Consider the following 26243-nt stretch of genomic DNA (forward strand, 5'->3'; position numbering starts at 1 on the left):
GCAACGCGGCGACGCATTGGCGATTGACCGGGAAATCCCGAGCTTGTCGAAGACGAATGCCAGCCCATCTCGAGATTCCGGGTTCAAGGCCTGCGGCCTTGCCCCGGAATGACAATTGATGGAAGCGCGCGCTCAGGCCTCCGCCTTCGCCGCCGGCGGGCTCGCCTTGCCGAAGCTCGCCACCAGCCGGTCGATCAGCGGCCAGAACAGCAGCACGATCGCCAGCGTCGTGATAGTGCCGACCAGGCCGTTGGCCCAGAACACCTTCATGTTGCCGCCGGAGATGATCATCGACTGCCGGAACGCGTCCTCGGCGCGGCTGCCGAGCACCAGCGCCAGGGTGAACGGCGCCAGCGGAATCTTGATCTTCTTGAACACATAGCCGACCACGCCGAAGCCGAGCATCAGCCAGACGTCGAACATCGCGTTCTGGATCGCATAGGCGCCGATCGCGCAGGACACCACGATCATCGGCGCCACCGCGGCGAACGGCACGCGCAGGATCGAGGCGAAGATCGGCACGGTCGAGAGCACCAGCACGAGGCCGACGACGTTGCCGAGATACATCGAGGCGATCAGGCCCCAGACGAAATCCTTGTGCTCGACGAACAAGAGCGGTCCGGGGTTGAGGCCCCACACCATCAGGCCGCCGAGCAGGATGGCCGCGGTGCCCGAGCCGGGAATGCCGAGCGCCAGCATCGGCAGCAGCGCCGCGGTGCCCGAGGCATGCGCGGCCGTCTCGGGCGCGAACACCCCCTCGATGCGGCCCTTGCCAAAACTGTCCTGGTCCTTGGCGAAGCGCTTGGCGAGGTTGTAGCCCATGAAGGAGGCGGCGATCGCGCCCCCCGGGGTGATGCCGAGCCAGCAGCCGATCACCGACGAGCGCAAGAGCGTCATCCAGTATTTCGGCAGGTCCATCCACACCGCGAGCACCGTGCGCAGCGAGATCGACGCGGCGTGGCCGCGCAGCGCCAGGCGCTCCTCCATCGTCAGCAGGATCTCGCTGATGCCGAACAGGCCGATCACGGCGACCAGGAAGTTGATGCCGCGCAGCAGGTCGGTCGAGCCGAAGGTCATGCGCAGCTGGCCGGAGACCGTATCCATGCCCACGCCCGCGAGCAGCAGGCCGAGCGACATCGCGATGACAGTCTTGTGCTTGTCCTCGCGCCCCAAGCCGACGAAGGAGCAAAAGGTGAGCAGATAGACCGCGAAGAACTCCGGCGGGCCAAACTTCAGGGCGAAAGACGAGATCCACGGCGCCAGGAAGGTGATCAGCAGCACCGCGACCAGCGAGCCGATGAAGGACGAGGTGAAGGCCGCCGTCAGCGCCTCCGCGGCCTTGCCCTGCTGCGCCATCGGATAGCCGTCGAAGGTGGTCGCGACCGACCAGGCCTCGCCGGGGATGTTGAACAGGATCGAGGTGATGGCGCCGCCGAACAGCGCGCCCCAATAGATGCAGGACAGCATCACGATGGCCGAGGTCGGGTCCATCGAGAAGGTCAGCGGCAGCAGGATGGCGACGCCGTTGGGACCGCCCAGCCCCGGCAGCACGCCGACGAAGACGCCGAGCACCAGCCCGACCATCATCAACAGCAGCGTCTTCCAGGTCAGGAGGACCGCGAACCCGTGCAGCAGCAGACCCAAAGCTTCCATCACTTGGCTTCCATAGTCAGTTCCACTTGCTCCGTCATCGCGAGGAGCGGAGCGACGACACGATCCAGGAGTCGTCAGGCTCGGCTCTGGATTGCTTCGCTTCGCTCGCAATGACGGTTGGTGAGAGGATTAGTCAGTACCCGAACGCCGCTTCGAGCGGTCCCTTGGGCATGAGCACGTCGAACACGATATCGAACGTCACGAACATCACGGCGCTGAACAGGAACGCCGTGAGCAGCGATTTCCAGATCGCGATCTTGCCGACGATGCGCATGAAGCCGGCTATCAAGAGGAAGCTCGCGACGTAGATGCCGAGGAACTGCATGGCGATGCAGAACAGCAGCGTCGGCACGAACACCGCCATGACGCGGCGCAGCTGCGCCCGCGTCACGAAGGTTTCGACCGCCTCCTTGCGGGAGAGGAAGGCGGCGCCGATGCCGTAGAGGCTGGCGCCGCCGAGGATCACCGAGAGGTAGAACGGGAAGTAGCCGGGTTCGGGACCGGTCGAGTCCCAGGACGCGCCGGTCCGCCAATTGTCCCAGGCCAGCACGACGGCCAGCGCGAGGAGCAGCAGGGACACCGCGACGTCGACGGTCCGGTTGGAGGTGACGGAGGGAGAATTCTCCTCCGGCGCGGTCGGATCGTCGACGGCGATCTCGAGCTCAGCGTTGGACATCGATCTTCCCTACTCCCCTCGCCTCGCCGGCCCTACTTGGCGACGAAGCCGGCTTCCGTCATCAGCTGCTTGTTGAGCGAGCCGTCCTCTTCGAGGAACTGCAGCATGTCCTTGCCGGTGAGGAAGATCGGCTTGAGCGCCTGCTTCTCCATGTAGTCCTTGTATTCCGGCGTCTGCACCAGCTTGCTGAACAGGTCGACGTAGAAGTCCTGCTGTTCCTGCGTGACCTTGCCCGGCAGGAACATGCCGCGCAGCATCAGATACTGCACGTCGAGCCCCTGCTCCTTGCAGGTCGGGATGTCGTTCCAGGACTGCGTCTCCGTGACCTTGGTGGTGTAGGAGATGCGCTCCTTGTCGAACACGCAGAGCGGCCGCACCTGACCGGCGCGCCACACTTCGAGGTTTTCCGAGGGGTTGTTGACGTTGGATTCGGTATGGCCGCCGACGAGCTGCGTCGCGGCCTCGCCGCCCGATTTGTAGGGCAGATAGGAGAACTTCGCGCCGGTCTTCTTCTCGACGAACACCGTGAGGACATGGTCCTCGCGCTTCGATCCGGTGCCGCCCATCTTGAACGGCGAGCTCGACGCCTTGGCGGCGTCGATGAATTCCTTCACCGTCTTCGGGCCGTTGACGTTGTCCCACAGCACGAACTGATCGAGCGCGATCACCGCGACCGGCGACAGCTCGCGCCAGTCGAACGGCAGCTTGGCCGACAGCGGCAGCATGTAGATCAGCGAATAGGCGATCAGGATCTTGTTCGGATCGCCATCGCTGGACTTCATGTACATCAGCGCCTCGGCGCCGGATGCGCCGCCCTTCAGCGACACCACGACCGGCTGCTTCAGCAGATTGTTCTTCTGGATCGCGGCCTGCATCATCCGCGCCATCTGATCGGAGGCACCGCCAGCGCCGGCGGCCACAACAATCTCGACTGGCTTGGTCGGCTCCCATCCGGCGAAGGCCGGCGCGGTTGCGACAAGGGCCACCGTGGTGGCCGCGATCTTGATCAGGTTACGCACGTGTTTTCATCCCCGTTCGAAGCGCCAGCTTGTACCCTACCAGGATACTGCCGGCTTATTGTGGTCACTTCAAGAACACAAGCGAGATGCGGCCTCATGTCCTCGGCATAAGGTCGCATCAGCATCGGACTACTTGCCCTTCCAGTTCGGTGTCCGCTTGTTGAGGAACGCGTCCATGCCTTCGCGGAAATCCTCGCTCATATAGGCGCGCAGGATCAGGTCCTCGCCCTCGTCGCGCGACAGCGTGCGGCGGATGCGGCGCACCGCCTCCTTGGTGACTTCGAGCGTGATCGGCGCATGCGAGGCGACCAGCTTCGCGGTCTCCAGGGCGCGCGTCTGCAGCGTCTCGACGTCGGGCACGATCTCGTTGAGCAGGCCGAGCGCGAGCGCCTCCGGCGCCTCGACCAGGCGGGCCTTGAAGATCAGGTCCTTGGTGCGCGCCGGCCCGATCAGCGACACCACGCGGGAGATGTTCGACATCGACAGGCAGTTGCCGAGCGTGCGCGCGATCGGGAAGCCCATGCGCGTGCTCTCGGTGCCGATGCGGATGTCGCAGCAGGCGGCGATACCGGCGCCGCCGCCGGTGCAGGCGCCCGCGATCGCCGCGATGACCGGCACGCGGCACAGCTCGAGGGTGCCGAGCACGCGGTCGATCCGCGCCTCGTAGTCGAGCGCGTCCTGCGCGGTCTTGAAGGCGCGGAACTGCGAAATGTCGGTGCCGGAGGCGAAGGCCTTGTCGCCGGCGCCGGTCAGGATCAATGCCTTGATCGACCGGTCGGCGTTGATGGCCTCGCAGATCGAGGCCATCTGGTCGTACATCGCGAAGGTCATCGCGTTGCGCGCCTGCGGCCGGTTGAAGGTGATCTTGGCGATGCCGTCGTCGACGGCATAGAGGAGATCGTCGGATCCGGTCGCAGGAGCGCTCATCAGGCCACCTTCGGAATCGGCGCAGCCTCGCGCGCCTTGAGGACATCCATCGCCGCGAGCACGCCGCCGGCGCGATGCGGGACATTGGCGAGCGCGAGGCCCATCTCGACGCCGGACAGCGTCCCCATCAGCATCAGGTCATTGAAGTGACCGATATGGCCGATGCGGAACACCTTGCCCTTGATCTTGTTCAGGCCGGTGCCGAGCGACATGTCGAAATTCTCGAGCACGGTCTTGCGGAACGCATCGGCGTCATGCCCCTCGGGCATCACGACGCCGGTCAGCGCCGGCGAATGCGCCTGCGGGTCCTGGCACTGCGTGTCCAGGCCCCAGGCCTTGACGGCCGCGCGTGTCGCGAGGCTGTGGCGGCGGTGACGGGCGAACACGTTCTCGTGGCCTTCCTCCTCCAGCATCTTCAGCGCCTCGTTGAGGCCCATCAGCAGATTGCAGGCCGGCGTGTAGGGGAAGGTGCCGAGCTTGTTGAAGCTGATGACCTCCTGCCAGTCCCAGTACGAGCGCATGCCCGGATTGGCCTTGGCGACCGCAAGCGCCTTCTCCGAGACGGCGTTCAAGCCGAGGCCCGGCGGCAGCATCAGGCCCTTCTGCGAGCCGGCGACGGAGACATCGATGCCCCAGGCGTCGTGCTCATACTCCATCGAGCCGAGACCGGAGATGGTGTCGACCATCAAGAGCGCCGGATGGCCGGCGCGATCGAGCGCCTTGCGCACCTCCAGCGGCGGCGTCAGACAGCCGGTCGAGGTCTCGTTGTGCACGACGCAGACGGCCTTGATCTTGTGCGCCTTGTCCGCGACGAGCCGCTGCTCGATCGCGGCGATGTCGGCGCCGTGGCGCCAGTCACCGGCGATGAAGTCGACGTCGAGCTTGAACTTGTCGGCGATCGCCTTCCACAACACGGCGAACTGGCCGGTCTCGGCCATCAGCACCTTGTCGCCGGGCGCGAGCGTGTTGACGATCGCGGCTTCCCACGCTCCGGTGCCGGACGACGGATAGATGACCACCGGTTGCTTGGTGCGGAAGATCCGCTGGCTGGCAGCCAGCACCGCGAAGCCGAGCTCGGCGAACTCCGGACCGCGATGGTCCAGCGTCGGCATGTCCATCGCGCGCAGCACGCGGTCGGGCACGTTGGTCGGCCCCGGAATCTGAAGAAAATGCCGTCCTGTGTGCACAGTCATTGGCGTCCATCCCCGGTCATTTGGTTGGTGCGCGGACGTGGCATCCCACGCGCTCGTCGCGCTTTTCTCCCGCCAGACCGCTGGCGTCAACAAAGAAGACGCAAGCCTCGATCGCTCCGGGCTGACATCCCTCAGATGCACACGACTCCCCTTCTGCTGTGCAGTGCGGCACGGTCCGATCCGGCAGGCGACCACACGCGATTTCGCCTCAATTCACAACTGCGAGATGCCGCGGCGCATTGCCCGGCACGGGCTGCTCCAGCAGTGCCATCGCCGCATCGACCCCGCCGCCGCGATGCGGCACGCCGGCGACGCGAAGCCCCATCTCGACACCGCTCAGCGCCGCCATCAGGGTCAGCTCGTTGCACTCGCCGAGATGGCCGATGCGGAACACCTTGCCGGCGACCTTCGACAGCCCCGATCCAAGCGACATGTTGAAATTGTCGAGCACGACCTGGCGGAACCCGTCCGCATCATGGCCCGGCGGCATCAGCACGGCGGTCAGCACCGGCGAGTAGTCCCTGGGCTCCTGGCACAGCACCTCCAGCCCCCAATGCGCGACCGCCGCGCGGGTCGCCGCCGCGAGCTTCTGGTGACGCGCGAACACCCGGTCGAGTCCCTCCTCGAGCAGCATCGCAATCGCCTCGCGCAGGCCGTAAAGCAGGTTCGTCGCCGGCGTGTAGGGGAAGAAGCCGTTCGCGTTCAGCTTCAGCATGTCCTCCCAGTCCCAGAACGAGCGCGGCATCTTGTTGGCCTGGGCGACCGCGCGCGCCTTGTCCGAGATGGCATTGAAGCCGAGGCCCGGCGGCAGCATGAAGCCCTTCTGCGAGCACGACACGGCGACATCCACCTTCCACTCGTCGAAGCGGAAGTCGGCCGAGGCGAGGCCGGAGATGGTGTCGACCATGAGCAGCGCCGGATGCCCCGCGCGGTCCATCGCGGCGCGCACCTCGCCGATCCGGCTGGTCGCGCCGGTCGAGGTCTCGTTGTGCACGACCATGACCGCCTTGAGCCGAAGCGCGGTGTCGGCCGTCAGCTTCTCCTCGATCACAGCGGGATCGACGCCGCGGCGCCAATCGCCCGGAATGAACTCGACCTCGATGCCCCAGCGCGCCGCCATCTGGCGCCACAGGGTCGCGAAGTGGCCGGTCTCGACCATCAGCACGCTGTCGCCCGGCGACAGCGTGTTGACGATCGCAGCCTCCCAGGCGCCCGTGCCGGAGGACGGATAGATGATGACGGGGCCCGTGGTCTTGAAGATCTTCTGCGAACCCGAGAGCACGGCCTTGCCGAGCTCGGCGAACTCGGCGCTGCGGTGATCGATCACCGGCATGTCCATCGCCCGCAGCACGCGCTCGGGCACGGGGCTCGGGCCCGGAATGTGCAGGAAATGACGACCTTGACGACGGGTCACGGCATGGCTCCGGGCGGCAGCGGCATTAGAGCACCAATGATTGCATGCAAAATTTGCGAGCGCAATAAACAATTCGCATTCATATATGAGATCGACGATATCTGTATCAGCCGTTACACTCTCGACCATGAGTTCCACGATTCTCGATACCGCGACGGCTTCCGCGCCCGATCCAGACGCACGCACCTCCGCCGCGCGCGACGAGACGTCGTTGCACGACGAGATCCTGGCCCGGCTGCGCGACTACATCGTCGAGGGCCATGTCGCCGATGGCGGCCGGCTGTCCGAGCGGCAATTGTGCGAGATGCTCGGGGTGTCGCGCACGCCGTTGCGCGAGGCCCTGAAGGTGTTGGCCGCTGAGGGTCTGGTCGAGCTGCTGCCCAACCGCGGCGCCCGCGTCCGGCCCTTGAGCGCGGCCGACATTCAGGAGCTGTTCGACCTGATGGGGGGCCTCGAGGGGCTCGCCGGTCGCCTCGCCTGCGAGAAGATTTCGGATGAAGCAATCGAGAAAATCGAACAACTTCATCACGATATGTATGGATTCTACATGCGGCAGGACATGCAGGGCTATTTCCGCATGAACCAGCTCATCCACCGTTCGATCGTCGATGCCGCCGCCAACGCCACGCTTCAAGCAACCTATGAAAGCCTTGCGGGACGGATTCGCCGGGTCCGCTTTTCCGCCAATTTCGCCCGCCGGCGCGAGCGCTGGAGCGAGGCCATGCGCGAGCATGAGCTGATCCTCGACGCACTGCGCCGCCGCGCCGGCAGCGAACTGTCGGACATCCTGTTCCAGCACCTGCGTAACAAGGGCGCCGCCGCGATCGCCTACTTCGCCGAGGGCACCGCGACCCATGCCGGCGCAAAGCCTGCCAAGCTAGACTAAGGTCGAGTTCGGCCGCCTCAAATTGCATGCAATCTGACGGACGTTGTGCCAGAATGATTGACACCGGACCTTCGCCCGTGGAACTGCGACACGACCGAGGCCGACCCCAGGGATCATCATGCCCAACACCAAGGCCGGCCCGTCCAGGCTGGAACAGAAGCTCCGCGCCGAAATCACGGGCGACGTGTTCTTCGACCGCTTCAACCGCGGCCGCTACGCCACCGACGCCTCGTTCTACCAGGTCATCCCGGCCGGCGTGGTCGTGCCACGTACCATGGACGAGGCACTGCGGGCGCTCGCCATCGCCCGCGATGACGGCCGCATCGTCACGCCGCGCGGCGGCGGCACCTCGCAATGCGGCCAGACCGTCAACGAAGGCATCGTCGTCGACGTCTCCAAGCACCTGAACCGGATCATCTCGCTCGACGTCGAGGGCCGGACCTGCGTGGTCGAGCCGGGCATCGTGCTCGACGACCTGAACCGCCAGCTGAAGCCGCACGGGCTGTGGTTTCCGGTCGACGTCTCCACCGCCTCGCGCGCCACGATCGGCGGCATGGCCGGCAACAATTCCTGCGGCGGACGCTCGCTGCGCTACGGCACGATGCGCGACAACACCATCGCCATCGACGCCGCGCTCGCCGACGGCACGCTGGCCCGTTTCGGCGAGGTGCCCCGCGACCTCCGCGAGGTCAACGCACCGGATAAGGCCCGCGCCCTCTTCCACGACATGCTGGCGCTCGGCGAGCGCGAGGCCGCTGAAATCGCCGACAAGTTTCCCAAGGTGCAGCGCCGCGTCGGCGGCTACAATCTCGATGCGCTGACGCCGCGCAACGCCGCCAACAACCTCGCACATCTGCTGGTCGGCTCCGAGGGAACGCTCGCCTTCTCCACAAGGATCGAGCTGAAGCTGTGGCCCTTGATCCGCACCAAGGTGCTCGGCGTCTGCCATTTCGGCAGCTTCTATCAGGCGATGGACGCGGCCCAGCACCTGGTCAAGCTGAAGCCGATCGCGGTCGAGCTGGTCGATCGCACCATGATCGGGCTCGGTCGCGACATCGCGATGTTCCAGCCGGTGATCGCGGCCGCCGTGCGCGGCGATCCCGAGGCGATTCTCGTCGTCGAGTTCGCCGAGGACACCAAGGACGAGAACCTCGCCAAGCTGAAGCAGCTTGGCGAGCTGATGGGCGATCTCGGCTTCTCCTGGAGCAACGAGCCCCGCACATGGGGCGGTGTCGTCGAGATCACCGAGCCTGCGCTGCAGACGGCCGTCGCCGATTTCCGCGCCGCCGGGCTCAACGTGATGATGTCGATGAAGGAGGCCGGCAAGCCGGTGTCGTTCGTCGAGGACTGCGCCGTGCCGCTGCCGCATCTCGCCGACTACACCGCGCGTCTCAACGACGTCTTTGCGAAGCACGGCACCCGCGGCACGATGTATGCGCATGCCTCCGAAGGCTGCCTGCACGTCCGCCCGGTGCTGAACCTGAAGCTGGAGAAGGACGTCAAGGCGATGCGCGCCATCGCCGAGGAAGCCTTTGCGATGGTGCGCGAGTACAAGGGCTCGCATTCCGGCGAGCACGGCGACGGCATCGTGCGCTCGGAATTCCACGCGCAGATGTTCGGCGAGCGGATCGTCGCCGACTTCAAGGAGGTCAAGCAGCGCTTCGACCCCGCCAACGTGCTCAACCCCGGCCGCATCGTCGATCCGCCGGCCATGGACGACCGCACGCTGTTCCGCTACCCGCCGGACTATCGCGTCGACGACATCAAGACCGTGCTCGACTGGTCGGCCTATCCCGGGTCTGCCCGCGGCTTCCAGGGCGCGGTCGAGATGTGCAACAACAACGGCGCCTGCCGCAAGCTCGACGGCGGCGTGATGTGCCCGTCCTATCGCGCCACGCGCGACGAGAAGGATGTCACGCGCGGCCGGGCCAACACCCTGCGGCTCGCGATCTCCGGCCAGCTCGGTCCGGGCGCGCTGTCGTCCGACGAGATGATGGAGACGCTGAAGCTGTGCGTCTCCTGCAAGGCCTGCCGCCGGGAATGCCCGACCGGCGTCGACATGGCCAAGATGAAGATCGAGGTGCTGGCCGCCCGCGCCACGACGCATGGCCTCACCTTGCGCGACCGCCTCGTCGCCTATCTGCCGCGCTACGCCGATCTCGCCGCCCGCCTCTCCCCGCTGGTGAACCTGCGCAATCATGTCGCGCCCTTGCGCGCGCTGATGGAGCGCGTCGCCGGCATCAGCGCCAAGCGCCAGCTGCCGGCATTCCGCAGCGACACCTTCCGCACCGAGGCCGAGGCCTTCGGCCCCGAGAACGGCCGCGAGGTCGTGCTGTTCGGCGACACCTTCAACCGGATCTATGAGCGCGAGAACCTCGACGCCGCGCTGCGCGTGCTGATCGCCGGCGGCTATCGCGTGCATGTCCCCAAACCCGCCAGTGGCGGCCGCGCGCTGTGCTGCGGCCGGACCTTTCTGTCCGCGGGCCTCGTCGACGAGGCCCGGTCCGAGCTGCAGCGCCTGGTCGAGACCTATGCACCGTTTGCGTCCCGCGGCGTGCCGATCATCGGCCTCGAACCGAGCTGCCTGCTGACGCTGCGCGACGAGCTGCTGTCGCTGCGCAACGACGCCACCGCCAGGACGATCAGCGCCCATGCGCTCCTGCTGGAAGAATTCCTGGCGCGCGAGGCCGAGAACGGACGGCTCGCGCTGCCGCTCGGCCCGCTACCCGGCAAGGCCCTGCTGCACGGCCATTGCCACCAGAAATCCTTCGCCGCGTTCAAGCCGGTCGAGCAGGTGCTGCGGCTCATCCCGGAGCTCGCCGTCGAGACCATCGAGTCCTCGTGCTGCGGCATGGCCGGCGCGTTCGGCTACGGCGCCGAGACCTACGAGGTTTCGCTGCAGATGGCGGAGGCCTCCTTGCTGCCGGCCGTGCGCAAGGCGGACGCCGCGACCTTCATCGTCGCCGACGGCACCTCCTGCCGCCACCAGATCCACGACGGTGCCGCCCGCGGCGCCGTCCACGCCGCGCAGCTCCTGGCGATGAGCCTGGAGCGAGGGCGCGCATCAGCGTAGTTCGTAGGGTGGGCAAAGCGAAGCGTGCCCACCGCAGACTTTCCGCTTCGCACGATGGTGGGCACGCTACGCTTTGCCCACCCTACGCAGCTCGCTTGACCTCATGACACAGGAACTCACCGACATGGCCGACCTCTCGCTCGACACCGCCCGCAAGATCCTCGATGCCACGCTCGCCAAGGGAGTCGAGAAGAAGCTCAAGCCGCTCGCCGTGATGGTGCTCGACGCCCGCGGCTGCCTGAAGGCGGCCGCGGCGCAGGACGGCACCAGCCTGATGCGGGCCGAGGTCGCGCATGGCAAGGCCTATGGCGCGCTGGCGCTCGGCCTCGGCTCGCGGGCGCTGTTCCAGCGCGCCCAGGAGCAGGCCTATTTCATCGACGCCGTCAACACGCTGGCGCAGGGCCGCATGGTGCCGGTGCCCGGCGGCGTGCTGATCATGGACGGCGCCACATTGCTCGGCGCGGTCGGCGTCTCCGGCGACACCTCCGACAATGACGAGATCTGCGCCATCGCCGGCATCGAGGCCGCCGGCCTCAAGGCGAATGCGGGCTGAGCCCGTTTTGATCTTGTTACCGGCGCCGGTGATCACCGAGACGGACGCCCTTGTTCCGGACTATGCCGTGCGGCGCCGTTTCGGCGCGGGGCCGCTCGGCGCTTGGCGTGCCGATAGCGTCAGGCCCAAGGCATTGACGATGCGCATCACGGTGCCAAATTCGGGATTGCCGGTCTCACCGAGCGCCTTGTAGAGGCTCTCTCGGTTGAGGCCAGCCTTCTTGGCGATGTCAGCCATCCCGCGCGCACGGGCGACGAGACCAAGCGCGTCCCGCACAAAATCAGCATCACCGGACTTGAGCGCGGCGGTGATGTAGGCGACCTGCCGTTCCGGCGTGTCCAAGTAATCGGCCGCATCAAACAGCGTGGTCTTGGTCGTCATACTGTCTCCGCCAATTCATGAGCCCGTTTGATGTCCTGTTGCTGCCGGCGCTTGTCACCGCCACAGAGCAGGATCACGATCTGGATTCCCGATGCACGTAGTACACTCGATAGCCGGGCCCAAGGTCGATCCGCATCTCGAAGACCCCCTGGCCGACGCTCTTGCTGTCGCCAGGGTTTCCCATTTCCAAGCGACGGATACGGCCGATGATGCGAGCGGCCGCGTCTTGCGTCCCTGAGACGGCGCAGCCAGTCCGAAAATACTTCCGTCTGACGCACCTCGACCATGTCCCCACATGTAGCCTATGGGCTACAAATGGTCAATCCGACCGAAGCGTACCCGCTTAGCAACCTTTCGATCCCCTGCGGCTTCCCTGGCGATCTGATCCAAGGGAGTCCGCACGACCCAGATTGAGATGCACGGATCGCCGATGGACTTCATCCGAGGACCGGGCGCCCGCGCGCGCCTCCGTCAAAGCGATCGACGCGCTGTCGCCGGAGACCGTGATCACGGGTCATGGCGCCGCCATGCGCGGCCAGGACATGCAGCAGGCGCTGGCGGAACTGGCGCGGCAGCTTACCAAGGGTTCATCGAGAGGTGAGGTCCGGCTCGAAACATTGCCGGCCGCAACACGTTTGTACGAGGGGGCGTCGGGAGAAACGCACATGCCTCGTACACGAGCCCGCACCATCATCATCACCGGCGCCTCGGCCGGCGTTGGTCGCGCCATCGCCAAGCGCTTTGCCGAGGCCGGCGACCGGATCGGCCTGATCGCTCGCGATGAGGACGCGCTGCGCGACGTCGCGCGCGAGCTGCAGGGCCGCTCGGCCCATACCGAATATGAGGCGGTCGACGTCGCCGATGCGCAGGCTCTGTTCGAGGCGGCCGAACGACTCGAGCAGCGGCTGGGCCCGGTCGACATCTGGATCAACGACGCGATGGAGACGGTGTTCTCGACCGTCGCCGACATCACGCCTGATGAATTCCGCCGGGTCACCGAGGTCACCTATCTCGGCTTCGTCCACGGCACGATGGCGGCGCTGCGCTCGATGCGCCGGCGCGGCGAAGGCCGGATCATCCAGATCGGCTCCGCGCTCGCCTATCGCGGCATTCCCTTGCAGGCGGCCTATTGCGGCGCCAAGCACGCGATCCGCGGCTTCACCGACTCGCTGCGCGCCGAGCTGTTGCATGAGCGCTCGCGGATCACGCTGTGCATGGTGGATCTGCCGGCCGTGAACACGCCGCAATTCGACTGGGCACGCGCGCACCTCGCGCACACGCCGCGCCCGATGGGCCGGCCGGTCGAGCCGGAGGTGATCGCCGACGCGGTCTACCGCGTCGCCGATGGCGGCTTCCGCGAATATTGGATCGGCTGGCCGACCTTGCTCACCATCCTCGGCAACGCCGTCGCGCCGGCGCTGCTCGACCGCTATCTCGCCGCCAAGGCGATCGCCGGCCAACAGACGGATGTGCCACTGGTGCCCGATCGCAGCGACAATCTCGACCAACCCGTGACGCGCCTGCACCGCACCCGCGGTTCGTTCAGCCAGGGTGCGGGCCATCAGGCGATGCTCGTCCCAGGCGATGTGGCTCGCGCCGCGACCGTGGCGATCGGCGCCGCGATCTTCTTCGCCTTGGGAGCGACGGTGCAGCGGCGGCGGCGGCGTTAGGCCCGGCGCGGCGACGCGGCCCTTGCGTCACGCCGGCGAGATGCGCTTCTCTGGACCGCGGCTCGCATTCCGGTCCGGAGCACCTGCATGACCATCGAGAGCATCAGCGCGATCACCATCGCCACCCACGACATGGCCCGCGCGGTCGCGTTCTATCGTGCGCTCGGCTTCGACGATATCCCCTATGGCGGCGCGGAGTCGCCGTTCACGACCTTCCGCGTCGGCGCCGGCTTTCTCAACCTCATCACCATGCCGGAGGACAAGCAGTGGAGCTGGTGGGGCCGCATCATCTTCCATGTCTCGGATGTCGACGCCGTCTACGCCAAGGCGCTGGCTGCCGGCTTCGCGCCCTCGACGGCGCCGCGCGACGCCGAATGGGGCGAGCGCTACTTCCATCTCACCGATCCCGACGGTCACGAATTGAGCTTCGCGCGGCCGCTCGGCAAGTGAGCTAGCCGAGCTCGAAGGTGGTGACGCCGAACACCCGCTCGATCCGCAACGGCGCAATCGGCCCGGTGTACATGCGCGCGGTCTCGAACACCGGCCGCAGCCCGAGACTCTCCGCCAGCGCCACCGCCTCCGGATTGATCGCGGGTACGTCGACGAACACCTCGGTGGCGCCGATCCCGCTCAGCAGCGCCGAAACCACGACCTCGGCATCGGCCCGGCTGTGCGCGACCAGCGGCCCGATTTTGTACCCCGTGCGGCACGGCCGGATCACGCCCCAGGCGGTCAGCAGACCCCCGCGGATGACAGCGCAGCCGACATGGCCGGGCGCTTCGATCCAGGCCTGCAGGAAGGCGCGCCGCCTCGCCGGAAACACAGCCGCATCGGAGGCCTCGATGTCGGCCAGCGGCACGTCGCCCAGCGCAACGACGTCCGACTGCGCGGCAGCCGGCCGCGTCGCCACCTTCCCGCCGTAGCGGACATTGGCATAGGCGTAGCTGAAGCCGGACTTGCGATAATTGTCCTGCTGCGCGACGACACCATCGAGCCCGACCACGCGCGATCCCGCATGCGCCATCGCCGCCTGCCACAGCCGCAGGCCATAGCCCTGCCCACGCAGATCAGGACGCACGATGTAGAAGCCGAGAAACGCGAAGCGGTCGTCGTAGTTGACGCAGGACACGGTCGCGACCGGCACACCGTCACGTTCGGCAACGAGGAAGCCCTGCGGATCGACCACGGAAAAGCAGGCCGCATCGGACAGGCCGGGATTCCAGCCCTCGGACGCCGCCCAGTCGAGAGCCAGCGGGATTTCGTCCGCGCGCATCGGCCGGATGAGCAGGCCGTCGACGGCATGGGGCGAGGTCATGTCCTCATCCTCATGCCTTGAATACAGCCGCGCATCGGCAACGAAGGCTTGACTGAGGCCACATCCACTGCTCCTTCACTCTCGGCATTGCCGCGCCGATGAACGTCGTACCACCGAGGTCGAATTGACTGCCCCTCTTAGCAGAGACACCGCGCGGAGTCCGCTTTCCTCTGTCGCAACCACCGACCGTCTTGTCAGCCTCGACATCCTGCGCGGCCTCGCTCTGTTCGGGGTGATGGCCATCAACGTCGTGTTTGAATTCCGGGTCTCGCTCTTCCGGCAATTTCTGCCGGCAACGACCACGCACGAGGCAGGGACAATCTTCTTCGCAGGATCATGGTCGCAAGAGATGGCCGATCTGTTGTGGACGATCATCGGGGACTCGCACTTCAATCGCGCCATCGAGGATGGTCTCGCGCGCGCCGTCTCGATGAAGGCGTTTGCCCTGTTCTCGCTGCTGTTCGGCGTCGGTCTGGCCATGCAGTTCGACCGGATCGCTCCGGAGCGACGTGTTACCCTGCTGATCCGGCGGCTGCTCGTCCTGCTCGCGATCGGCATTCTGCACCTGACGCTGCTGTGGAATGGCGACATCCTGACCGAATATGCGATCGCCGGACTGATCGCGCTGCCGTTCCTGTTTGCGCCAGGCTGGCTGGTGCTCGCGAGCGGCCTCGCCCTGCTCGGCTTATACTTCACCGGCTGGCTGATCCACATGCTGCCGCTGCCGAGCTCCGCCTGGATGATGCAACATGTCGCGGATGCTGCGCATATCTACGCGGACGGCAATTTCTCGCAGACCCTGGTGTTCCGACTGTCCGAGATCAGTGCCATCGCGCCGCTGCATCTCTGGATCTTTCCGCGGACCCTCGGACTTTTCCTCGCCGGCATCGTCATCTGGCGTTCCGGCGTGCTGCGCGATACGCCGGATCACCGCATCGTGCTGCTGCTGACGGCCCTGGCCGCACTCGCGGTCACGATCGATGCCGGCTCATCGCTTGCGACTGTGAGCCTGGCGCTTGCCTATGGCGCGCTGATCCTTTCGGCTGCAAGCACTACATGGGGCGTCCGCCTGCTCGGCTGGGCGGCTCCCGTCGGCCGGATGACCTTCACCAACTATCTCATGCAGTCCGTCATCTTCAGCATCGTGTTCTACGGCTACGGCCTCGGCCTGTTCGGCCGGCTCAGCGTCTCGCTCGCTCTTGGCATCGGCATGGTCGTCTATGCGATCCAGGCGATCGCCAGCTGGTGCTGGCTGAAGATCTTCCAGTTCGGGCCGATCGAATGGCTGTGGCGCAGCCTGATGTACAACAAGCTGCAGCCGCTGCGGCTTCAGCTGCCTTCCTGATGCGACCCTGCCCGTCGGGTTACTATGTCGCACCCCGACGGGCGTTGCATCGTCGGGCAAATCAGCGGCACATTTCCCGGCGTCACGGCCTACGAGAGGGACGCCTCGCGATCGTCACGAGCGTTGGGCCGGTGATGCGATGGCCGTCGCGGCATCAGGCGCGTTTGCGCAAGACGACTGGTGACGCGGCGGACGGCGAAATCGTGTGGTCCTGACATCCCGACGCTGATGTCAACTCGCGACGAGGCTCTGCTTCGCGTGGGGATGGTGGCCAGAAAGCCCGGCGCACCAGGGAGATCACGTATAAGCCGTAAGCCCGTCGCGCAGGGAAGGCCGGAAGTTGCGGCCAAACCTGTGGTGACTGCCGCCTGCTTTTCTTCCTGCAGGCGGGCCATGGGGGCGGCGAGCTCCCGGCCTTCCCTGCGCCCTCTTGCTTGAGGGGGCTGATATCAGGACAAAACTCGGGCGCTGAGCGCCGCGAGATCGCGGATGCATGGGTTTGCTCGCTTCACGATATTGACGCTGCCGGGAACGCTCGGACACCGCCACCAGCGTCATTCCGGGACGCGCCTGAAAGGCGCGGGCCCGGAATCCATAACCACGATCGGGCGTATGGATTCCGGGCTCGCGCTACGCGCGCCCCGGAATGACTGGGGAATGAGAGGGACCAGGCTACTTCCCCGGCCAGACCGGCTTACGCTTTTCTGCGAACGCCTTCAGGCCTTCCTTGGCATCCTCGGTCATCGCCAGCAGCGCGATCTGGCTCTCGAGATAGGCGATCGACTCGTCGAACGACATCGAGGCGATCGCGCGCATCGCATATTTGCCGCGGCGGATCGCGGTCGGCGATTTGTCGACGAGGCGGCCGATCAGCCAGTCGACCTTGGCATCGAGCTCGGCGGCGGGAACGACGTGGTTGAGCAGACCGGCGGCCAGCGCGGCCTTGGCGTCGAACGGCTCGCCCGTCAGCGCCCATTCGTTGACGAGACGTGGCGGCGCGAGGTTCTGCAGCAGGCTCAAGACCTGCATCGGGAACACGCCGACCTTCACCTCCGGCAGGCCGAAGACGACGTGGTCGGCCGCGACCGCCATATCGGTCATGCACAGCAGGCCCATGCCGCCCGCCATGCAGACACCACCGACGCGCGCGATCGCCGGCTTGGTGGCGTTCTGCGACAGCCTGAGCAGATCGGCGTAGTCGACATTGGGCCGCGCGAAATCCATCGCGAACGCGGCGCCCGAGTTCTGCAGGTCGGCGCCGGCGCAGAACGCCTTGTCCCCTGCCCCCGTCAGCACGATGACGCGCACCTCCGGATCGTCATGGGCCTGGCGGTAGCCGCGCGAGATTCCGGCGATGACGTCGCCGTTGAGCGCGTTGCGCTTCTCCGGCCGGTTGATGGTGATCCAGAGCGCCTGCCCGCGCTTGTCGAGAATCACGCTGTCGTCGGTCATCGCTTCGCCTGTCGCTGGATGTCGGATGCGGGATTGTCGCGGGATAGCCGCGGACGGCAAGGAAAACTTGCGTCAGGAGGCCGCGCGACGGCCGATCTCGGCGATGACGCCGCGCAGCAGCGGACGGGCCGGCCCGAACTGGCCGTCACGCAGGAACGCGATCGTCTGCCGGAACGAGGCCGGATGCACCAGCAGGCCCATATGCGAGGCCTTGATCACGGTGTGGTCCGTCATCTCGGCGAGCTTGCAGCTCTCCACCGAGACGCGGCCGTCGTTCGGCCACGGAAGAAGGAACAGTCCGGCGATCGGGTCGAGGAAACGGCTGCCGGCAATCACGCCGATCTCGTAATCGGCCGGCGGCAACGACGCCAGGGTGACATGCTTCGTCGTCACCAGCTGCAGGCCGGCGGGCCCGAAATAGGTGCGGTACAGCCCAACATTCTGAAGCCGGTCGGCGATCTCGCTGCCGCCATTGGGCGTGCCCAGCATCACGACGCGGCCGAGCTGCCGGGGACGATGACGGGCAATCGTGACCCGCGCCAGCAGCCCGCCCATCGAATGGGTCACGAAGTGGACCGGGCCGTCGACGCTGGCGGCAAAATCGGCGATGGCCGGATGGATGTCCTCGGCAAGCTGCTCCAGCGGCTTCTTGCGACTCTCATAGTCCAGATTGAGCGTGGCGAAACCCGCCCGCTGCAGCCGCTTTTCCAGCGGACGCAGCATCAATGAGCGGCCGGCGATGCCATGCAGCAGGACGACCCCCGCGTTGCGGGGGCCGGACTGGTGGCGACCTCGGCGCAGCGATGCCATCACGCGACTTCCCGCTCCTCCGTGTCGCGCTCCGGAGCGGCTGCTTTCGCACTCTCCTCGGCCAGCGCCTTGGCGCCGACATAGTCGGTCTTGCCCGAGCCGAGCAGCGGGATCTTGTCGACCACCATGACGACGGCGGGCACCGCAAGCTCGGGCGCGCCTTGCGCCTTGGCCTGGCGCTGCATCGCCGCGCGCTCGGCATCCTTCTGTGTCGTGATCAGCACGATCCGCTCGCCCTTGCGCTGGTCGGGGATCGACACCGCAACGGAGGCCGCCTGCGGCCACAAGCTCGCGGCGATCTGCTCGACCACCGTCAGCGAGACCATCTCGCCGGCGATCTTGGCGAAGCGCTTGGCGCGGCCCTTGATCGTGATGAAGCCCTGCGCATCGATGGTGACGATGTCGCCGGTGTCGTGCCAGCCCTCCGGCAGCGCTTCGAGCACGCCGGGATTCTCGGCGCGGACATAGCCGAGCATGACGTTGGGGCCGCGGACCGAGAGCCGGCCGCCTTCGTCGATGCCCGGCACCTTGTCGAGCCGGTACTCCATGAGCGGAGACAGGCGGCCGACGGTGCCGACGCGATTGGCCATCGGCGTGTTCATCGCCAGCACCGGCGCTGTCTCCGTGACGCCATAGCCCTCGAGCACGCGGATGCCATAGCGCTCCATATAGACCTGCCGCGTGCGGTCCTTGACCGGCTCGGCGCCGGCGATGACCAGCCGCAGGGTGCGGAAATCATAGGCATGGGCGGAACGGGCATAGCCGGTCAGGAACGTGTCGGTGCCGAACAGAATGGTGGCGCCGGTCTGATAGATCAATTCCGGCACGATCCGGTAATGCAGCGGCGACGGATACATGTAGATCGGAATACCCGCCAACATGGGCATCATCATGCCACCGGTGAGGCCGAAGGAGTGGAAAACCGGCAGGACGTTGAACACGAGATCGTTAGCGTTGGCATCGACCCGCGCCAGCGCCTGGGCGGCATTGGCCAGGATGTTGCGATGGGACAGCACCACCCCCTTCGGCGTGCCTTCCGAGCCCGAGGTGAACAGGATCACGGCTGGGTGATCGGCATTGCGGGACACGCGCGGCTTGGTGCCATCGAGGATGCCCTTGATCTTGTCGACGGCACTGACGGCGGCCTTGACGTCCTCGAGATAGACGAGCCGCGCCTGGCCTTCGATCGCGGCGATCAGCTTGTCGAGCTTGCCCTTCTCGATGAAGGCCCGCGAGGTCAGCACGGTGGTGACCTGCGCCGCCTTCATCGCCGCCAGCACGTTCACCGGACCGGCCGAGAAGTTCAGCATCGCCGGCACGCGGCCGATCGACTGCAAGGCCATGAACACCACCGCGACGCCGGCCGAGTTCGGCAGCATCACCCCGATATTCTCGCCGACCATGGTGCCATGCTCGAGCTTGCGGCTCAGCACCTGGGAGCCCAGCAGCATCTTCCGATAGGTCAGCCGGGCGCCGAGCGGATCCTCGATCATCACCTTGCCGGTGTCGTGGTCGCGATAAGCATGCGCCAGCGCCTCGAACAGCGTGCGGTCGAGCATCGCGTTCTTGACCATGGCCTCGATCATCACGTCCTGCAGCGCCGCGCCGGCCGCGTTGCGCCGGGTCTTGCCCTTGAGCGCCGCATCGATCGTGAGCTTCACCGGCGGCAGGATCGTCACCGTCACCTTCGGAAACCACGAGCGCTTGATCTGGCCGTCCTTGAGATAGCTGAGATGCGATCGCTGGGCGCCCTCGATGCGCACGGGCACGACGACGGCATCGGCCTTGTCGGCGATCATCGCGGTGCCGTCATAGACCTTCATCAGCGAGCCGGAGACGGTGATGCGGCCCTCCGGGAAGATCACCACCGGCTCCTGGCTCGCGACCAGCTTGATCAGGTCGCGCGCGCCGAGCGGCTTGGTCGGATCGATCGTGATGTGGCGGACGAGCTTGAGGAAGATCTTCGCCCACCATGCCTTGGAGATGCCGGTGTCGACGGCGAAGGTCGCATCGATCGGCAGCACGGCATGCAGCAGCGGACCGTCGACGAGGCTGACATGGTTCGGCGCGATCAGCATGCGGGTGCCGGCCGGCGGCAGGTTCTCCAGGCCTCGCACCTCGGTGCGGAACAGGGCGCGGAACAACATTGCGCCGAAGTCGCGCACGCCTTCCCGGCCCCACTTCCTGAGCACCAACCAGACAGAGCCGAAGCACGCCGCGGCGAGGCCGAACATGATCCAGGCGATCGACACATTCAACGCCTGCAGGATCGCCACGATCGTCGTTCCGCCCACCATGAAAGCGGCCTGCAGCACGTTGCCTGCGGCAATGATCCGCGCGCGCTCGGCGGGCTCCGACCAGGCCTGCACGGCCGCAAAAGCGGGGACCACGAACAGGCCGCCGCCGAAGGCGAACAGCGCAAAGTCGATCAGCATGCGGACGCCCGCCCACGAGCCGATGAAGGCGAGCGGGGTGACATTCTTGGCGGTCTCGGTCGCTCCGATCGCCCAGGCCAGATCGAGGCCGAGCACACCCATCACGATCGCCCCCATCGGGACCAGCGCGAGGTTCGGGCGGACATGGCTCAGATGCGCGGCGAACAGCGAGCCGGCCGCAATGCCGACCGCGAAGACGGCAAGGCACAGGGTGACGACCCCCTCGGTCCCGCCGACCACGTCCTTGATCAGGGCCGGCAGCAGCGACATCACGACCGCACCGACCAGCCAGAACCACGACACGATCACGGAGCCGTCCCACAGCCGCGGCGTCGCATGCAGCAGCTTCAGCAGATGGAAGGTCGAGGTCCAGGGATTGCGCGTGATCGGCAGATCCGGTGCAGACGGCATCGTGTGCGGGATGCGCCAAGCTGCCAGCCAGGAGATCACCGCGAGGCCGACGACGGCGCAGGCGACCCAGCCCATGTGCGACGCGCCCGAGACGAGCTGGCCACCGGCGATGGTGCCGATCAGGATCGCCATGAAGGTCGCCCCCTCGACCAGCGCATTGCCGGTCGCGAGCTCGCCCACTGTCAACTGGTCCGGCAGCATCGCGTATTTGACCGGGCCGAACAGCGCCGCAATGACGCCGAACAGACCGAGCGCGACGAACAGGAGCGGGACCGAATGCAGCACGAAGCCCAGGGCGGCGAAGCTGGCCGCGAAGATCTCGGCGAATTTCAGCTTCCGCGCCACGACTCCCTTGGTGTAGCGGTCGGCGAGCTCACCGCCCAGTCCGGACAGGATGAAGAAGGGAAAAATGAAGACGGCAAGAGCGACGGTGACGAGCGTCGCGCCGTGGTCGACGATGCCGCCATAGAGCAGCATGATGACGAGCGCATTCTTCAGAACGTTGTCGTTCAACGCCGAGGTGAATTGGGCCCAGAACAGCGGGGCAAAACGGCGCGACGACATCAACTGCTTGATCATGGTCGTTTCCTGGTGTGCTGCGGCTCGACCGCAGGGGATCGCGAGAATGTCGAAGTCTCGTACTGAAAAATTGAAATCTGCTCCTCCGCGCGTCCATGCCTACGCGCGGAGACCAACTGGATGCCGTCGTTGCCCGCGCGCAGGATGTCGCGAGAGCAGGCTCATCGTGTCGGCCAGTGTGAACGACGACCACACCAGCGCTACGAGCCCTGCTCCGATTCCCCCGCGCAGCGGCCAGTCGAGCGGCAGCGCAACGATGCCGCCGCCGACCAGCGCAAAAAGTAGCGCGAAGGTCATGTGCAAAACGCTTATCCGGAGCGACGGCAGTTGCACCGCGGAGATGAGACGTGAGGACATGGTGAGCACTTCGTTGCGCATGGGCCGGGGATTTGTATCGGGGTCAGCTCAGGTGGCTCAGGTAGTGAAAGCAGCCGAATGGACCGCGACGGCGCGGCCGGCGTCCGTCGCGACCGGCGGCACGGAAAAGTCCCTCCCCGGCCCGCTCGCGCACGCGCCGGGCCGCCAACAGGCCCGCGACGTCGCAGGCGTTGGCGATGCGCTCGACGCGTGCTCCTGCGAGGCGGGACGCCGCCCGGCCCAGGCCGGCCAGCAGACGTTCGAGATCGACAATGAAAGGGCGAGACCCGCGAAGACTGAGAGCTGGCATTGAGATCACTCCGTGGATTGGATATTTGAGCAACGCTCAAAATATCTAGCCCAAATATGAGCAATGCTCAAGATTTTTCTGTGCGGTGGCGCGAGATGGTGAACACAAGCTTGCGAGCGGTCGGCGCCAGCGCTCCGACCACTCTATAACCGATTGAAAGATGGAAGATTTATCCGAAGCCGCGTCCGAGAGACGCTACGTGCCGGCCTTGCGCAGCCAGACCTTGTTGTCGTGGAACGCAGCGCCGCCGATCGGCGCGACGGTATCGGCGGCCGTCAGCGCGTTGATGCCCCGCCCCCCGATATGGGCCGCATTGGGATGGATCGATTCGGCGATCAGCACGCCGCGCCGAACACCATCGAACAGGCGGGCCGTCAGCGACGTCTGTCCGCGCGAATTTCCGAGGGTGACGGAGTCGCCCTCGGCGATCCCGAGCGGCGCGGCATCGAGCGGATGGATCATCACCGTCGGCGCCCCCTCGCGCGCCTGGGACGACGGCGTTTCGTTGAAGGAGGTGTTGAGGAAGGAGCGCGCCGGGCTGGTGGCGAGGCGGAACGGATGCTGCTGGTCGGTCTCTTCCGTGACCGCCCAGTGATCCGGCAATGACGGCATGCGCTCGGGCTGCCCCATCACCCGCCCGAACGGCGGATGCACCCAATCGGCCTTGAAATGGAACTTGCCGTCCTTGTGCCCGAAGCCGTCGAGATAATGCGAGGTGCGAAAATCGGGCTGCAGATCGCGCCAGACATCGGCCTCGAGCGCGGCGATGTCGCCGTGGCCGCTCTTCTTGAGCGTCGCATCGATCAGCTCACGCGGCGTCATCTCGAAGCCCGGGTGAACGGCGCCGAGGCGGCGCGCCAGGCCTTGCAGGACCTCGTGGTTGGAGCGGCATTCGCCCGGGGGATCGATCAGCTTCGCTCCGACGGAGATATGCTGGTGGCCGCCGCCGTAATAGAGATCGTCGTGCTCCATGAACATGGTCGCCGGCAGCACGATGTCGGCCATCTGCGCGGTCTCGGTCATGAACTGCTCATGGACCGCAACGAACAGGTCCTCGCGCGCAAAGCCCTGGCGGACGAGATCCTGCTCGGGCGCCACCGTCATCGGATTGGTGTTCTGAATCAGCATCGCCTTGACCGGCGGCCCGCCGCACAAGGCCTCCTGATGTCCCGTGAGGATGCGACCGATCTGGGACTGATCGAGGAAACGGGTGGAATGATCGATGGCGTCGTGACCTTCGATGATCGATTCGTCGAAGTGCCAAAGCGCATAGTTGTTGAAGAAGGCCCCGCCTCCTTCGTACTGCCAGGCGCCGGTCACCGCCGGGATGCACGACGCAGCGTGCATCTGCGTCGCGCCGTTCCGGCTGCGGGTGAACCCATAGCCGAGGCGGAAGAAGCTGCGCTTGGTCTCGCCGACCAGCTTCGCAAATGCTTCGATCTCGCCAACCGGGACGCCCGAGATCTGAGACGCCCATCCGGGCGTCCGCGTGCGCAGGTGGAGTTCGAGCTCGTCGGGACAGTCGGTGTATTTGGCCATATAGGCCCGATCGGCATAGCCGTCACGAAACAGAACGTGCATCACGCCGCAGGCGAAGGCCCCGTCGGTGCCGGGCCGCAGGATGATCTTGATGTCGGCCTGCTTCATCGTCTCATTGTCGTAGATGTCGACCACGGCGATCCTGGCGCCGCGCTCCTTTCGCGCACGCGCGGCATGGGTCATGACATTGACCTGCGTGTTCACCGGGTTCGTGCCCCAGATCACCACCAGATCGGAGAGCGCCATCTCGCGCGGATCAACCCCCGCGATCTTTCCCGTACCGACCGCAAATCCGACACGCGCGACGTTGGCGCAAATGGTCGAATAGAAGCGCGAGTACCTCTTCACGTGGGTCAGGCGGTTGAGGCCGTCGCGCATCACCAGTCCCATCGTGCCCGCATAGTAATAGGGCCAAACAGCCTGGGACCCGAACTCCCGCTCGGTCAGAAGGAAGCGCTCCGCGATCTCGTCAAGAGCCTCGTCCCAGGATATGCGCGCGAACTGTCCAGACCCTTTCGGCCCCACGCGACGCATCGGGAAGGTCAGTCGTTCGGGATGGTGAATGCGCTCGGCATATCGGGCGACCTTGGCGCAGACCACCCCGGCCGTATAGGTCTGACGCTTCGAGCCGCGAACGCGTCCGATCGTGTTGCGATCGATCACTTCGACGTCGAGCGCGCAGGCGGATGGACAATCGTGCGGGCACGTGGAGTGGCGAATATCGACGCGGGGCTGCTGGTTCATGCGACATTTTTAGCATCAAACGACGCCTCAGCCGAGAGCCTTCGCGAGGCATTTGCACAAAGCAGGTCGCCATACGCTCCGAGTCCCGGGGAACCATACCGGGCAACCCAGATGGCAAACAACCGCGCCTCAGAGCGACCGTCGGATGTTTGACTGACCATCGCGTCGCGAGACATCGAGGCATCCCGCTCGTGGCTGGCGTTACCCCGGCTCTCCGTCGGCGAGAGCGACGCGTGTCGGGAGCAGCGAGCATCGCCCTGCTGGACTGCGCTTCTCGGCGCCCAAAAACGCCGCGTTTGCGGCACCCGCTTCGCAGCGCACCACATCAAAGCTTCGGCTAACCGGTATTTCTTGTTGCCAAACACAATTCATATACTAGTATATCAGTTGAGGAAACCTAGATGCCCAGCCACGCCCCAAGGAAATTGGCTCCCACGCCACGTCCGGTGGTCGCTCGCATGCGCCGCAATGGTCGGCCGCGTGGAGCGACTGCGGCATCGCGAATCTACACAGATTTGCGCGCCGAACTGGTTTCCCTCGTGCGTCGGCCGGGAGAACCCATTTCGGAAGCACAGATTGCGACCGCCTATGGCGTGAGCCGGACGCCTGTGCGCGAGGCGATCCTGAAACTTTCGGATGAAGGCTTGGTGGAAATCTTTCCTCAGTCCGGCATCTTTGTATCGCGCATTCCGGTGGCCGCGCTTCCCGAGGCCATCATCATCCGCAAGTCTCTCGAAGAGACGACCTCGCGGATGGCCGCCGAAAACGCGACGTCCAGCCAAATTCTCAACTTGCACGCGATCCTCGAACGCCAGCGCGAAGCGTGCGCTGCAAAGGATCGGGAAGCCTTTCACCAAGCAGATGAGATGTTTCATGCGGGTATCGCCGATGTGGCGGGATATCCTGGGATATGGAAACTGATCCTGCAAGTGAAGGTTCACGTCGACCGCTACCGACGCCTGACTTTGCCGCAGATCGGACGAATGTCGGAAGTGATCGGCGAGCATGAGCCGATCCTGGCGGCGATCGAACAGCGGAATCTGGACGGCGCCCGCGCTGCGATGGCCAGTCATCTCGAACGGTTGCTGGACGACATTTCCGAAATCCAGATGCTCAACCCCGAGTATTTCGATCAACCAACCTAGCACCGCGGCCGTGGCATTCACTGCGGTCTGAATATCGGGCGAAGTCCGTAGGAGGGACGCCATGAAGCGACGCGATTTCATCAAGCTGACTGCAGCAATGACCGGCGCAGCCGCGCTTCCACCGTTTTCGGCTGCGCTCGCACAGACGAAGGCCGTCTTCAAGGCATCGGACGTGCAACCGCCCGGCTATCCGACGGTTGCAGCGACCGAAAGCCTCGGCAAAAAACTCGCAGCAGCCACGAACGGCCGGCTGTCGATCCAGATGTACCCTTCCGCGCAACTGGGTGGCGAAAAGGAGACCATCGAACAGACGCAAATCGGCGCGATTCAGATGCTGCGCGTCAGCGCGGGTGCAC

General features: G+C 65.8%; 22 protein-coding genes and 1 pseudogene. 9 read left to right on the forward strand and 14 right to left on the reverse strand.

Going from position 1 to position 26243, the window contains the following annotated elements; genetic code table 11:
• Positions 1 to 132: 132 nt before the first annotated feature.
• From BRAS3809_RS18175 to BRAS3809_RS18200, 6 genes are all read right to left on the reverse strand, one after another.
• The gene (locus BRAS3809_RS18175) at positions 133 to 1653 is read right to left on the reverse strand and encodes a tripartite tricarboxylate transporter permease (protein WP_008963549.1); all 1521 of its coding nucleotides are present in this window, start codon (positions 1651 to 1653) and stop codon (positions 133 to 135) included.
• A 133-nt stretch (positions 1654 to 1786) separates the two neighbouring features.
• Positions 1787 to 2329, reverse strand: coding sequence for a tripartite tricarboxylate transporter TctB family protein (locus BRAS3809_RS18180; RefSeq protein WP_008963550.1), 543 nt, complete (start codon positions 2327 to 2329; stop codon positions 1787 to 1789).
• A 32-nt stretch (positions 2330 to 2361) separates the two neighbouring features.
• Entirely contained in the window at positions 2362 to 3348 is a 987-nt protein-coding gene (locus BRAS3809_RS18185) for a Bug family tripartite tricarboxylate transporter substrate binding protein (RefSeq protein WP_008963551.1), read from the reverse strand.
• A gap of 129 nt (positions 3349 to 3477) precedes the next feature.
• Complete coding sequence (locus BRAS3809_RS18190; protein WP_008963552.1) at positions 3478 to 4275, reverse strand: enoyl-CoA hydratase/isomerase family protein; 798 nt, start codon at positions 4273 to 4275, stop codon at positions 3478 to 3480.
• On the reverse strand, positions 4275 to 5468 hold the full coding sequence (locus BRAS3809_RS18195) for a pyridoxal-phosphate-dependent aminotransferase family protein (protein WP_035656714.1): 1194 nt from the start codon (positions 5466 to 5468) through the stop codon (positions 4275 to 4277). The genes BRAS3809_RS18190 and BRAS3809_RS18195 overlap by 1 nt, the downstream gene beginning before the upstream one ends.
• A 208-nt stretch (positions 5469 to 5676) precedes the next feature.
• Positions 5677 to 6882 carry a pyridoxal-phosphate-dependent aminotransferase family protein gene (locus BRAS3809_RS18200; protein ID WP_008963554.1) on the reverse strand — a complete coding sequence of 402 codons (1206 nt, stop codon included), beginning with the start codon at positions 6880 to 6882 and terminating at the stop codon, positions 5677 to 5679.
• 127 nt (positions 6883 to 7009) lie between these two features.
• Here BRAS3809_RS18200 and BRAS3809_RS18205 point away from each other — a divergent pair, with 127 nt between their 5' ends.
• From BRAS3809_RS18205 to BRAS3809_RS18215, 3 genes are all read left to right on the forward strand, one after another.
• Positions 7010 to 7768 carry a GntR family transcriptional regulator gene (locus BRAS3809_RS18205; RefSeq protein WP_008963555.1) on the forward strand — a complete coding sequence of 253 codons (759 nt, stop codon included), beginning with the start codon at positions 7010 to 7012 and terminating at the stop codon, positions 7766 to 7768.
• Positions 7769 to 7886: 118 nt separating this feature from the next.
• Positions 7887 to 10841, forward strand: a complete 2955-nt coding sequence (locus tag BRAS3809_RS18210; RefSeq protein ID WP_008963556.1) for an FAD-binding and (Fe-S)-binding domain-containing protein — start codon at positions 7887 to 7889, stop codon at positions 10839 to 10841.
• Positions 10842 to 10965: 124 nt separating this feature from the next.
• Positions 10966 to 11394: a GlcG/HbpS family heme-binding protein gene (locus tag BRAS3809_RS18215; protein ID WP_008963557.1), complete on the forward strand. Its 429-nt coding sequence runs from the start codon at positions 10966 to 10968 to the stop codon at positions 11392 to 11394.
• A gap of 60 nt (positions 11395 to 11454) precedes the next feature.
• Here BRAS3809_RS18215 and BRAS3809_RS18220 read toward each other — a convergent pair whose 3' ends face one another.
• Together BRAS3809_RS18220 and BRAS3809_RS18225 are read right to left on the reverse strand one after the other, a co-directional pair.
• The gene (locus BRAS3809_RS18220; RefSeq protein ID WP_008963558.1) at positions 11455 to 11775 is read right to left on the reverse strand and encodes an addiction module antidote protein; all 321 of its coding nucleotides are present in this window, start codon (positions 11773 to 11775) and stop codon (positions 11455 to 11457) included.
• Positions 11772 to 12062 (reverse strand): annotated as a pseudogene (locus BRAS3809_RS18225) (type II toxin-antitoxin system RelE/ParE family toxin). Before BRAS3809_RS18225 ends, BRAS3809_RS18220 begins: the two are co-directional and overlap by 4 nt.
• Before the next feature lie 378 nt (positions 12063 to 12440).
• Between BRAS3809_RS18225 and BRAS3809_RS18230 the strand changes: the two are divergent.
• Together BRAS3809_RS18230 and BRAS3809_RS18235 are read left to right on the forward strand one after the other, a co-directional pair.
• Positions 12441 to 13445: an SDR family oxidoreductase gene (locus tag BRAS3809_RS18230; protein WP_008963559.1), complete on the forward strand. Its 1005-nt coding sequence runs from the start codon at positions 12441 to 12443 to the stop codon at positions 13443 to 13445.
• 87 nt (positions 13446 to 13532) lie between these two features.
• The gene (locus BRAS3809_RS18235; RefSeq protein WP_008963560.1) at positions 13533 to 13895 is read left to right on the forward strand and encodes a VOC family protein; all 363 of its coding nucleotides are present in this window, start codon (positions 13533 to 13535) and stop codon (positions 13893 to 13895) included.
• 1 nt (position 13896) lies between these two features.
• Here BRAS3809_RS18235 and BRAS3809_RS18240 read toward each other — a convergent pair whose 3' ends face one another.
• Positions 13897 to 14760, reverse strand: coding sequence for a GNAT family N-acetyltransferase (locus tag BRAS3809_RS18240; protein ID WP_008963561.1), 864 nt, complete (start codon positions 14758 to 14760; stop codon positions 13897 to 13899).
• Positions 14761 to 15109: 349 nt separating this feature from the next.
• On the opposite strand from BRAS3809_RS18240, the gene BRAS3809_RS18245 reads away from it, so the two are divergent.
• Positions 15110 to 16105, forward strand: a complete 996-nt coding sequence (locus tag BRAS3809_RS18245; protein ID WP_240535703.1) for a DUF418 domain-containing protein — start codon at positions 15110 to 15112, stop codon at positions 16103 to 16105.
• Positions 16106 to 16777: 672 nt separating this feature from the next.
• On the opposite strand, the gene BRAS3809_RS18250 is transcribed toward BRAS3809_RS18245, so the two are convergent.
• The 4 genes from BRAS3809_RS18250 to BRAS3809_RS18265 form a co-directional block, all read right to left on the reverse strand.
• Entirely contained in the window at positions 16778 to 17557 is a 780-nt protein-coding gene (locus tag BRAS3809_RS18250) for an enoyl-CoA hydratase/isomerase family protein (protein WP_008963563.1), read from the reverse strand.
• 72 nt (positions 17558 to 17629) lie between these two features.
• Positions 17630 to 18367 carry an alpha/beta hydrolase gene (locus tag BRAS3809_RS18255; RefSeq protein ID WP_008963564.1) on the reverse strand — a complete coding sequence of 246 codons (738 nt, stop codon included), beginning with the start codon at positions 18365 to 18367 and terminating at the stop codon, positions 17630 to 17632.
• Entirely contained in the window at positions 18367 to 21792 is a 3426-nt protein-coding gene (locus BRAS3809_RS18260; protein ID WP_008963565.1) for an acyl-[ACP]--phospholipid O-acyltransferase, read from the reverse strand. The genes BRAS3809_RS18255 and BRAS3809_RS18260 overlap by 1 nt, the downstream gene beginning before the upstream one ends.
• A gap of 99 nt (positions 21793 to 21891) precedes the next feature.
• The gene (locus tag BRAS3809_RS18265; protein ID WP_240535704.1) at positions 21892 to 22170 is read right to left on the reverse strand and encodes a hypothetical protein; all 279 of its coding nucleotides are present in this window, start codon (positions 22168 to 22170) and stop codon (positions 21892 to 21894) included.
• A gap of 43 nt (positions 22171 to 22213) precedes the next feature.
• Here BRAS3809_RS18265 and BRAS3809_RS18270 point away from each other — a divergent pair, with 43 nt between their 5' ends.
• Positions 22214 to 22462, forward strand: a complete 249-nt coding sequence (locus tag BRAS3809_RS18270) for a hypothetical protein (RefSeq protein WP_035656717.1) — start codon at positions 22214 to 22216, stop codon at positions 22460 to 22462.
• 192 nt (positions 22463 to 22654) lie between these two features.
• Here the strand turns inward: BRAS3809_RS18270 and BRAS3809_RS18275 are convergent, their stop codons facing one another.
• Complete coding sequence (locus BRAS3809_RS18275; protein ID WP_008963567.1) at positions 22655 to 24742, reverse strand: molybdopterin oxidoreductase family protein; 2088 nt, start codon at positions 24740 to 24742, stop codon at positions 22655 to 22657.
• Between the two features lie 458 nt (positions 24743 to 25200).
• Here BRAS3809_RS18275 and BRAS3809_RS18280 point away from each other — a divergent pair, with 458 nt between their 5' ends.
• On the forward strand, positions 25201 to 25887 hold the full coding sequence (locus BRAS3809_RS18280) for a GntR family transcriptional regulator (protein ID WP_008963568.1): 687 nt from the start codon (positions 25201 to 25203) through the stop codon (positions 25885 to 25887).
• Positions 25888 to 25948: 61 nt separating this feature from the next.
• The coding region (gene dctP / locus BRAS3809_RS18285; protein WP_035656719.1) for a TRAP transporter substrate-binding protein DctP at positions 25949 to 26243 on the forward strand (295 nt) is incomplete at its 3' end.

Origin of the sequence: Bradyrhizobium sp. STM 3809 (assembly GCF_000239795.1) — a bacterium.
In the GTDB taxonomy this organism is placed as follows: Bacteria; Pseudomonadota; Alphaproteobacteria; order Rhizobiales; family Xanthobacteraceae; genus Bradyrhizobium.